7 protein-coding genes are annotated in these 7,384 nt (G+C 71.8%); 3 read left to right on the top strand and 4 right to left on the bottom strand.

Annotated features, from left to right (window positions below; all coding sequences use genetic code 11):
• The first annotated feature begins 390 nt into the window (after positions 1 to 390).
• Positions 391 to 921 (top strand): DoxX family protein, encoded by a 531-nt coding sequence (locus ACFWBT_RS40270; RefSeq protein ID WP_385709012.1) that lies wholly within the window; start codon positions 391 to 393, stop codon positions 919 to 921.
• An 18-nt stretch (positions 922 to 939) separates the two neighbouring features.
• Here the strand turns inward: ACFWBT_RS40270 and ACFWBT_RS40265 are convergent, their stop codons facing one another.
• The gene (locus ACFWBT_RS40265; RefSeq protein ID WP_385709009.1) at positions 940 to 1,164 is read right to left on the bottom strand and encodes a hypothetical protein; all 225 of its coding nucleotides are present in this window, start codon (positions 1,162 to 1,164) and stop codon (positions 940 to 942) included.
• Positions 1,151 to 2,527 carry a PspC domain-containing protein gene (locus ACFWBT_RS40260; RefSeq protein WP_385709006.1) on the bottom strand — a complete coding sequence of 459 codons (1,377 nt, stop codon included), beginning with the start codon at positions 2,525 to 2,527 and terminating at the stop codon, positions 1,151 to 1,153. The genes ACFWBT_RS40265 and ACFWBT_RS40260 overlap by 14 nt, the downstream gene beginning before the upstream one ends.
• A gap of 178 nt (positions 2,528 to 2,705) precedes the next feature.
• Here ACFWBT_RS40260 and ACFWBT_RS40255 point away from each other — a divergent pair, with 178 nt between their 5' ends.
• Together ACFWBT_RS40255 and ACFWBT_RS40250 are read left to right on the top strand one after the other, a co-directional pair.
• Positions 2,706 to 3,995 carry a PspC domain-containing protein gene (locus ACFWBT_RS40255; RefSeq protein WP_351552620.1) on the top strand — a complete coding sequence of 430 codons (1,290 nt, stop codon included), beginning with the start codon at positions 2,706 to 2,708 and terminating at the stop codon, positions 3,993 to 3,995.
• The gene (locus ACFWBT_RS40250) at positions 3,992 to 4,753 is read left to right on the top strand and encodes a response regulator transcription factor (RefSeq protein ID WP_356465102.1); all 762 of its coding nucleotides are present in this window, start codon (positions 3,992 to 3,994) and stop codon (positions 4,751 to 4,753) included. Before ACFWBT_RS40255 ends, ACFWBT_RS40250 begins: the two co-directional genes overlap by 4 nt.
• Before the next feature lie 14 nt (positions 4,754 to 4,767).
• On the opposite strand, the gene ACFWBT_RS40245 is transcribed toward ACFWBT_RS40250, so the two are convergent.
• Both ACFWBT_RS40245 and ACFWBT_RS40240 read right to left on the bottom strand, forming a co-directional pair.
• A complete protein-coding gene (locus ACFWBT_RS40245; RefSeq protein ID WP_385709002.1) occupies positions 4,768 to 5,841 on the bottom strand; it encodes an NlpC/P60 family protein in 1,074 nt (357 codons plus the stop codon).
• A 414-nt stretch (positions 5,842 to 6,255) separates the two neighbouring features.
• Positions 6,256 to 7,239, bottom strand: a complete 984-nt coding sequence (locus tag ACFWBT_RS40240) for a tellurite resistance/C4-dicarboxylate transporter family protein (protein WP_385708999.1) — start codon at positions 7,237 to 7,239, stop codon at positions 6,256 to 6,258.
• Between the last annotated feature and the right edge of the window lie 145 nt (positions 7,240 to 7,384).

Here is a 7,384-nt window from a genome sequence, read left to right as displayed (position 1 = left end):
CGCTGGATCAGACGTGGGCTACCTGTGCGAACTGCTGCTCGATCCGAACGTAAGCGACGGACATAGGGATGTACCGGCACGGCCCCTCCCGTGCGCGGCTGACTGCGGGTGCGCGGGGGCTTGAGCGTCGCCCCCCTGGTGCGCTTTCGGCTCCGGGGGCAAATTTCAGCCCCTCCGGCGTTTGAGGAGCGGACTCTGGGGCGGAGCCCCAGGGGTGGGAAGGGTCGGGGCGGAGGGGGCGAAAGAAGGTTGTTGCAGGGACTCGGCGCCGGGGGACAGTCCGGGGAGGTGGGGCCAGGAAAAAGGTTCCGGCTCTGAGCGGGGGGTCGGGTTCGTACGTATGGTCTGTTGTGGGGTCAACGGCACGCGGGTGAGAGGCGGCGGAGAGCGATGACTCACGGTATGCGGACGGATACTCACGCCCAGTATCTGGAGGAGAGGCGGGACTGGCGGGAGACTGCGACCCGTTACGCCCTGTTGCCTCTGCGGGTCTTCCTGGGTGTCACCTTCATCTACGCCGGCCTCGACAAACTCACCGACAGCGCCTTCATGAAGGCCTCCGGCTCCGGCTCGATCGGCGACATGATGCGCACGGTGCGTGACTCCTCCGCGATCCCGGCCCTGGTCGACCTGGCCCTGAAGAACCCCGTCGGCTTCGGCTACGCCATCGCCTTCGGCGAGCTGGCCGTCGGCATCGGCACCCTGATCGGCCTGCTGGGCCGCCTCGCCGCACTCGGCGGCGCGCTCATCTCGCTCAGTCTGTGGCTGACCGTGAGCTGGGCCTCCGACCCGTACTACTACGGCAACGACCTCGCCTATCTGATGGCGTGGACCCCCCTCGTCCTGGCGGGCGCCTCGGTCTTCTCCGTGGACGCGGCCTTGCGAGCCCGGCGCAGGCAACGCGCCGGGGCCTACCGCTAGAAGACAAGAAGAGCAGTCCTAGGAAGTCACGCCGCGCGGACCCGGGTCCGCGCGGCGTCTGCGTACGGCGTGGGTCACGGTCGCGACGGCACCCGCCAGGCAGAGGCCGACGACGACGACGGGGATGATCGCGAACCACTCGGTTTCCCACCAGCCGGCCGCGTCCCCGGCGTAGGCGATGCCCCCGGCGGTGAGGAAGAGGCCCGCCACCAGCTTTCCGGGCTGGAACTCATGACGTGGCACGGGCCACCTCCGCCTGGCCCACGCCGACCTGGAGATCGAGGTCGAGGATGCCGCCGTTCCTGCCGCCCGTCGCCGGAGGCAGGGTCACCTGCTTGTGCTTGCCCGGTTCCACGTCCACGTCCTTCTCGTTGTCGCCCGGCAGCTGGATGTCCCCGACGCCCACGTCGATGCTGAGCCGCACGGTCACGTCCTTGGGGACGATCACCTTCAGCCGACCCGCGCCCACCTCGGCGTCGGTCGTCACCGTCTGACCCTTGGCGAGGTCGAGGCGGCTGAGGTCGAGGGTGCCCACGCCCGTGCCCAGGTCGTAGTTCGGCCGTACGTCGGCCACGGTCGCCGGAGTCCAGTTCTTCCGCACCCATTGGGTGCTGATGTCCTTCGGCAGGGCCGCGGACGCGGCGAGGAGTCCTGCCGTGATCACGGCCAGGAAGATGGTTCCCGCGCCCGTGCGCCCGAGGAAGGCGCTGAGGGCGATGCCCAGGCCGAACACGATGAGAGCGGCGGCCAGTCCGGCCTGAAGGCTGGTGCCGAGCGTCTGGTCGTTCCAGGTCAGGCCGGTGCCGAGGCCACCCGCGAGGAGGGCGAGCAGGAAGACCCGGCCGCCGATGCGACGCGGGCCGCGCTGCTTGGGCTCCCGCTCCGCGCGCACGCCGGGGCGGGAGGTGCCGCGGGCGATGTTGAGCGCGGCCGCGACATCCCGGTCCCGGGCCTCCTGGGGGCCCCACAGATAGCCCGTGCCGCCCACGTGCGAACCGTCCTTGACTATCGGGTCGCGCCACCAGGACGGGTAGGAGGCGGGGACGGGCGGGGCCTGCGCCTCCGGCGGGGCGTCGGCGACGGCCTGGGCGGAGAGCGGGTCCGGGTCGGTGGCACCGCGGTGCTGCGACCAGTAGCCCGCGCCGGCCAGCAGCAGGGACAGGACGACGGCGAACGTCAGCACGCCGCCGTTGTTGAGCATGGACAGGAACACTCCGCAGCCGACCAGCGCGAAGAGCACGGCGGCCAGGGCCTGGCCGTCGACGCGGCCGGTGAGCAGCTTGCGGACCTCGTTCTCCTCGTCCTCGTCGTACGGGACGAAGAGCCAGGCGAAGCCGTAGAAGATGAGGCCGATGCCGCCGGTCGCGGCGAGCACCGCGAGCACGATCCGGAAGATCACCGGGTCCATGTCGCACTGCCGGCCGAGCCCGGCGCACACTCCGCCCAGCATCTTCTGCCGACGGTCGCGCCGGAACCTGCGCGGAACCTCGGAGGCGGCGCCCGCCTCCCCGGGCCGGGCGGTCGCCGCACCCCCGTGAGCGCGCGGCTCATCACCCGGAGCGGAGCCGGAGCCCGGCTCCGCCGCCGCGTGCTGCTGATCTGTCATGCGTCCATGGTGACGGGCGGGACGGCGCCGCGGCAGTCGGGATGACCCTGGCCGAACCCTGATATCCGCCCCGAGGGGGAGGGCGGGGACCGTTCGATCGCCGGTTTCCCGAAGATCAGGGGAGTATCGGGGGCCGACCCTGATGCTCCGGTCCGCCGGGCGTGTGACCATCGGTGCCATGCCGGAAGCCGCAGCCATGCCCGTCGACGACCCGCGGCCCCCGCGCAAGCTCTACCGCAGCAGCGACGGACGCTGGCTCGGGGGCGTGGCGCGAGGGCTCGCCGGGCACCTCGGGCTGCCTGTGGTCTGGGTGCGGCTGATGTTCGTCGGACTGTTCATGGCGGACGGGCTGGGCGCCCTGCTGTACGCCGCGTTCTGGTTCTTCGTGCCGCTAGGCGTCGGCGGCGTCGGTTCCGGCCGGACGCCGGCGTTCACCACCGAGACCTCGCCCGACGGCCGGCGCAGACTCGTGGCCCGCAAGCCGGACAAGGGCCAGATCGTCGCCCTGCTCCTCATGGTCGTCGTGGCCATGGTCTTCGTCGGCAATGTGAACCTCGGCGGCGGGACCAAGGCGTATCTGTGGCCGACCGTCCTCGTCGGCGCCGGGGTCGCCCTGGTCTGGCGCCAGGCGGACAACGCGCGCCGGGCCCGCTGGGTGGAGGTCGGCCGCCGTCGCCGTACGCTCACGCTGCTGCGGTCCGCGGCGGGCGTCCTGCTCGTCACCGCCGGAGTCTCCGGGATATTCGTCCTCCAGGGCTCCGCGGCCCACCTCGGCTCGGTGCTCCAGGCGGCGCTCGCGGTCCTCGTCGGTATCGCGCTCCTCGCCGGCCCCTATCTGGTCCGCATGACCCAGGACCTCTCCGAGGAGCGCCTGATGCGCATCCGGGCGCAGGAGCGGGCCGAAGTCGCCGCCCACGTCCACGACTCGGTGCTGCACACCCTGACCCTGATCCAGCGCAACGCGGAGAACGCCAACGAGGTGCGGCGGCTGGCCCGCGCCCAGGAGCGCGATCTGCGGGCCTGGCTGTACAAGCCGGAGGGCAGCGGCAAGGACGAGGACGAGGAGCCCGACACCCTCGCGGAGGCGGTCCGCCGTCATGCCGCCGAGGTCGAGGACAAGCACGGCGTTCCCATCGAGGTCGTCGTGGTCGGCGACTGCCCGCTCGACGACCGGCTGACCGCGCAGATGCAGGCGGCGCGGGAAGCAATGGTGAACGCGGCCAAGTACGGTGGCGAGGGCGGCGCCGTACAGGTCTACGCCGAAGTCGAGGGCAGGACGGTCTTCGTGTCCGTCCGCGACCGCGGCCCCGGCTTCGACCTCGACGCGATACCCGCCGACCGCATGGGCGTCAGAGAATCGATCATCGGCCGCATGGAGCGCAACGGCGGCACGGCGCGACTGCGCGCGGTGCCGGACGGCGGCACCGAGGTCGAGCTGGAGATGGAAAGGGCGGAGAAGACGTCATGAGCGACGCGAACGAGCCTGTGGAGTCCGGCGGTTCGGCCGGAGAGATCCCCGGGGCCACCGCATCCGGAGCGGCCGGACCGGCCGGCGCCGAGGGCGGGCGCCGGGTGCGCGTGGTGCTCGTCGACGACCACCGCATGTTCCGTACGGGGGTCCAGGCCGAGATCGGGCAGACCGAGCGGACCGGTGTCGAGGTGGTCGGCGAGGCCGCGGACGTCGACCAGGCGGTCACGGTCATCACGGCCACCCGCCCCGAGGTCGTCCTCCTCGACGTCCACCTCCCCGGCGGCGGCGGTGTCGAAGTGCTGCGCCGCTGCGCCCCGTTGATGGCCGATGCCGAACGGCCGGTCCGTTTCCTCGCGCTGTCCGTGTCGGACGCCGCGGAGGACGTGATCGGCGTGATCCGCGGCGGCGCCCGCGGGTACGTCACCAAGACGATCACCGGCACGGATCTGGTGGACTCCGTCTTCCGCGTCCAGGACGGCGACGCGGTCTTCTCGCCGCGCCTCGCCGGATTCGTCCTCGACGCCTTCGCCTCCACCGACGCCCCGCCGGTCGACGAGGACATGGACCGTCTCACCCAGCGCGAGCGCGAGGTCCTGCGCCTCATCGCCCGGGGGTACGCGTACAAGGAGATCGCCAAGCAGCTGTTCATCTCCGTCAAGACGGTCGAGTCGCATGTCTCGGCTGTGCTGCGGAAGCTCCAGCTGTCGAACCGGCACGAGCTGACGCGCTGGGCGACGGCGCGACGGCTGGTCTGAGCGAGGCGAGGGAATCACACCACCCGGGTGGCACCCGCGAAGGGCATCTCGTCGATCGGGGCCACCCGCACCGGTGCCGACGGATTCGGTGCGTGGATCATCTGCCCGTTGCCGACGTAGATGCCCACGTGGGTGATCCCGGCGTAGAAGAACACCAGGTCGCCGGGGCGGAGTTCGGAGCGGGAGACCCGCTGGCCGGCGTTGATCTGGGCATAGGTGGTCCGGGGCAGCGACAGGCCCGCGGAACGGTACGCGGCCTGGGCGAGTCCGGAACAGTCGAAGGCGTCGGGCCCGGTGGCACCCCAGACATAGGGGCTGCCGAGCTTGGCGTAGGCGTACGAGACGGCCGCCGCCGCCCGGGAGCTGGGCGCCGCGGCGGTGGCGCCGGACGGCGCCGCCTGGACCGGTCCGCGGGCCGAGGAGCGCGAGACGTGCTGCTGCTCGCCCGCGCCACCCCGCTCCGCGTACCGGGTGCGCTGCTCGGGGGTGAGCCGCGAGAGCAGCCGGCGTGCCGCGTCGAGCTTCCCGTTGATCGTCTTCTTCTGCTGCTTCAGCTCCGTCTGCCGTGATGTCAGCGAGGCCAGTTCGACGTGCGCGGCACCGCGCAACTGCTCGATCTCCCGCAGCTGTTTGCGTACCCCGACGACGGCCGCCGACTGCCGGGTGCCGACCCGCTCGGCGAGCGCGGCCCCTTCCAGGTACTGGTCGGGGTCGTCGGAGAGCGCGAGTTGCACCGCCGGGTCGAGTCCGCCGCTGCGGTACTGCGCGGCCGCCATCGAACCCAGCGCGTCCCGTGCCGAGTTGAGCCGGTCCTGCCTGCGCGCCGCCTCGTCGCGGAGCGTGTCCAGGTGTGCCTCCGCCTTGTCGGCCTTCTCCTTGGCGCCGTTGTACTTCTCGGTGGCGGCCTCCGCCTCCTCGTACAACTTGTCGACCTTGGCCTTCACCTGCGTCGGGGACAGCTGGGGGTCGGCATGCCCGATCCCGTCGAAGCCGGTCGCCGTCGCCGCGCCCGCGAGGGCGATGGTGACTGCTGTGCGGGCCGTGTTTCCGCCGATCGAGCGCTGCTTGGTCCTGCGGTGCGCTGCCACGAGGGCCCACATCCTTCCGTACGACCGTCCTGCGAAGGCGGTCAAGCGGTGACACGTCCGGCGGCGGCACACACAGGGGGAGCGGGCCGCCGCCGGACCTTCTCGGCGGTGGTGTCCGACTGCCGCCCCTGGCCCGGGCGGCGGTGGGGAGCCGGTCACCTGGGGGAGGACGTTAAACCTGGGAGTGCGGCGTTGGTAACGCCATGTACGGAACTGTCCCTAGTGGACCGCCTGGTGGCCTGATGTGACCGGGATTCCCGCCTGCCGTCGCCGCCTTCACACAGGGTGATGACCGATGCGACGAATCCCGGACAACCGGAGTGGCCCCGGTGTTATGGATGACACGGGATGGCCCGGTGACAAGAGGGAGAGGAGCGAAGGGACAGGGCGAAGGGGGCCCGGTGGGAAGAGGCGTCAGAGTGTGCGCTTCGCGGACCTGACGGCGAGGGCGGCGCCCGCGGCGACCGCGAGCCACGCCGCCACCGCGAACCACAGCAGCACCTGGCCCGGTCCCTTGAGCCGGAACACACCGAGGGCGGCGGCGACCGAGAGGGTCGACACCGCCGTCATCCCCATCGGGAAGACGGTCGACCAGCGCAATACGTCGTACCGCGGGCGCGGCCACACCGCCTCCGTGACGAGCAGTACGCAGTAGCAGGCGAGGTCGAGCACGAGCAGCGCGCCGGTCGTGGCGCGCAGGACGCCCTGGTCGTCGTCGTTCCACAGGTACGGGCTCCCATGGTGCGCGGCGACGAGCCGCGCCCCGGCCAGCGCCGAGATCGCGAGCGCGCCACCCGCCACCCAGTGGTCCCCGGCGCCCCGCTTCACCTCCCACGGGTCGAAGTGCGCGAACGACACCCCGTAGAGCACGATCCCCAGCCAGAACAGCACCAGCGCGGCATGCGCGAGCCAGTCCGTGCCCACGGCCGTGGCGATCGTCGAACCGAGGACCGAGAGTCCCTGGGTGGCCACACAGGCGAGGAACACGCCTCCCGCCATACGACGCCGCCAGTGCCGAACGACAGTCAGGAGCAGCACCGGCCAGAGCACGGCCGACAGCGCGAGCAGGGCCTCGGCGAGTCCCTGCCACCCCAGTGCGGAGAACCGGGTGCCGAGCACGGTGGTCGCCGCGACGGCGCTGAGCCCGGCCGGTGTGCCGGCCTGCCGCATCCATCGCTCCCGGTCGCGTACGAGCCGGGCGGCGAATTCCGCGGCGAGCCCGAGCCAGGCGAGGGACGCGAGGACCAGCGTGATCCGGGAGAGGGTCTCGTAGCCCGTCAGCTGAAGTCCGACCGAGATGATGCCGGTGGCCAGGACGGCGGCGCCGGCGGCGGGCGGCCGCCCCGCCCACCAGGCTCGGAACGGGGGAGTGTCCGGCAGGTCCGGTGTATCTGGCATGCGCCCGATGCTAGGGATCTCCGGGCCCGTTCCCGGCGTGGGGGGGGCGCGGGCGGGGGGGGGGCCACGCCGGGGGGGCGGCCGGGGGGGGCCCGCGGGGAGAGAAAAAAAAAAAAAAACGGGGCAAAAAAGGAGGTGTTATAGG

The organism is Streptomyces sp. NPDC060027 (assembly GCF_042737005.1).
GTDB lineage: Bacteria > Actinomycetota > Actinomycetes > Streptomycetales > Streptomycetaceae > Streptomyces.
Note: the sequence above shows the minus strand (reverse complement) of the source record. Positions and strands in the feature narration are given on the sequence as shown.

Coding starts and splice junctions, on each gene's coding strand:
- ACFWBT_RS40270 (WP_385709012.1), top strand. CDS start 391: ATGACTCACGGTATGCGGACGGATACTCACGCCCAGTATCTGGAGGAG.
- ACFWBT_RS40260 (WP_385709006.1), bottom strand. CDS start 2,527: ATGACAGATCAGCAGCACGCGGCGGCGGAGCCGGGCTCCGGCTCCGCT.
- ACFWBT_RS40255 (WP_351552620.1), top strand. CDS start 2,706: ATGCCGGAAGCCGCAGCCATGCCCGTCGACGACCCGCGGCCCCCGCGC.
- ACFWBT_RS40250 (WP_356465102.1), top strand. CDS start 3,992: ATGAGCGACGCGAACGAGCCTGTGGAGTCCGGCGGTTCGGCCGGAGAG.
- ACFWBT_RS40240 (WP_385708999.1), bottom strand. CDS start 7,239: ATGCCAGATACACCGGACCTGCCGGACACTCCCCCGTTCCGAGCCTGG.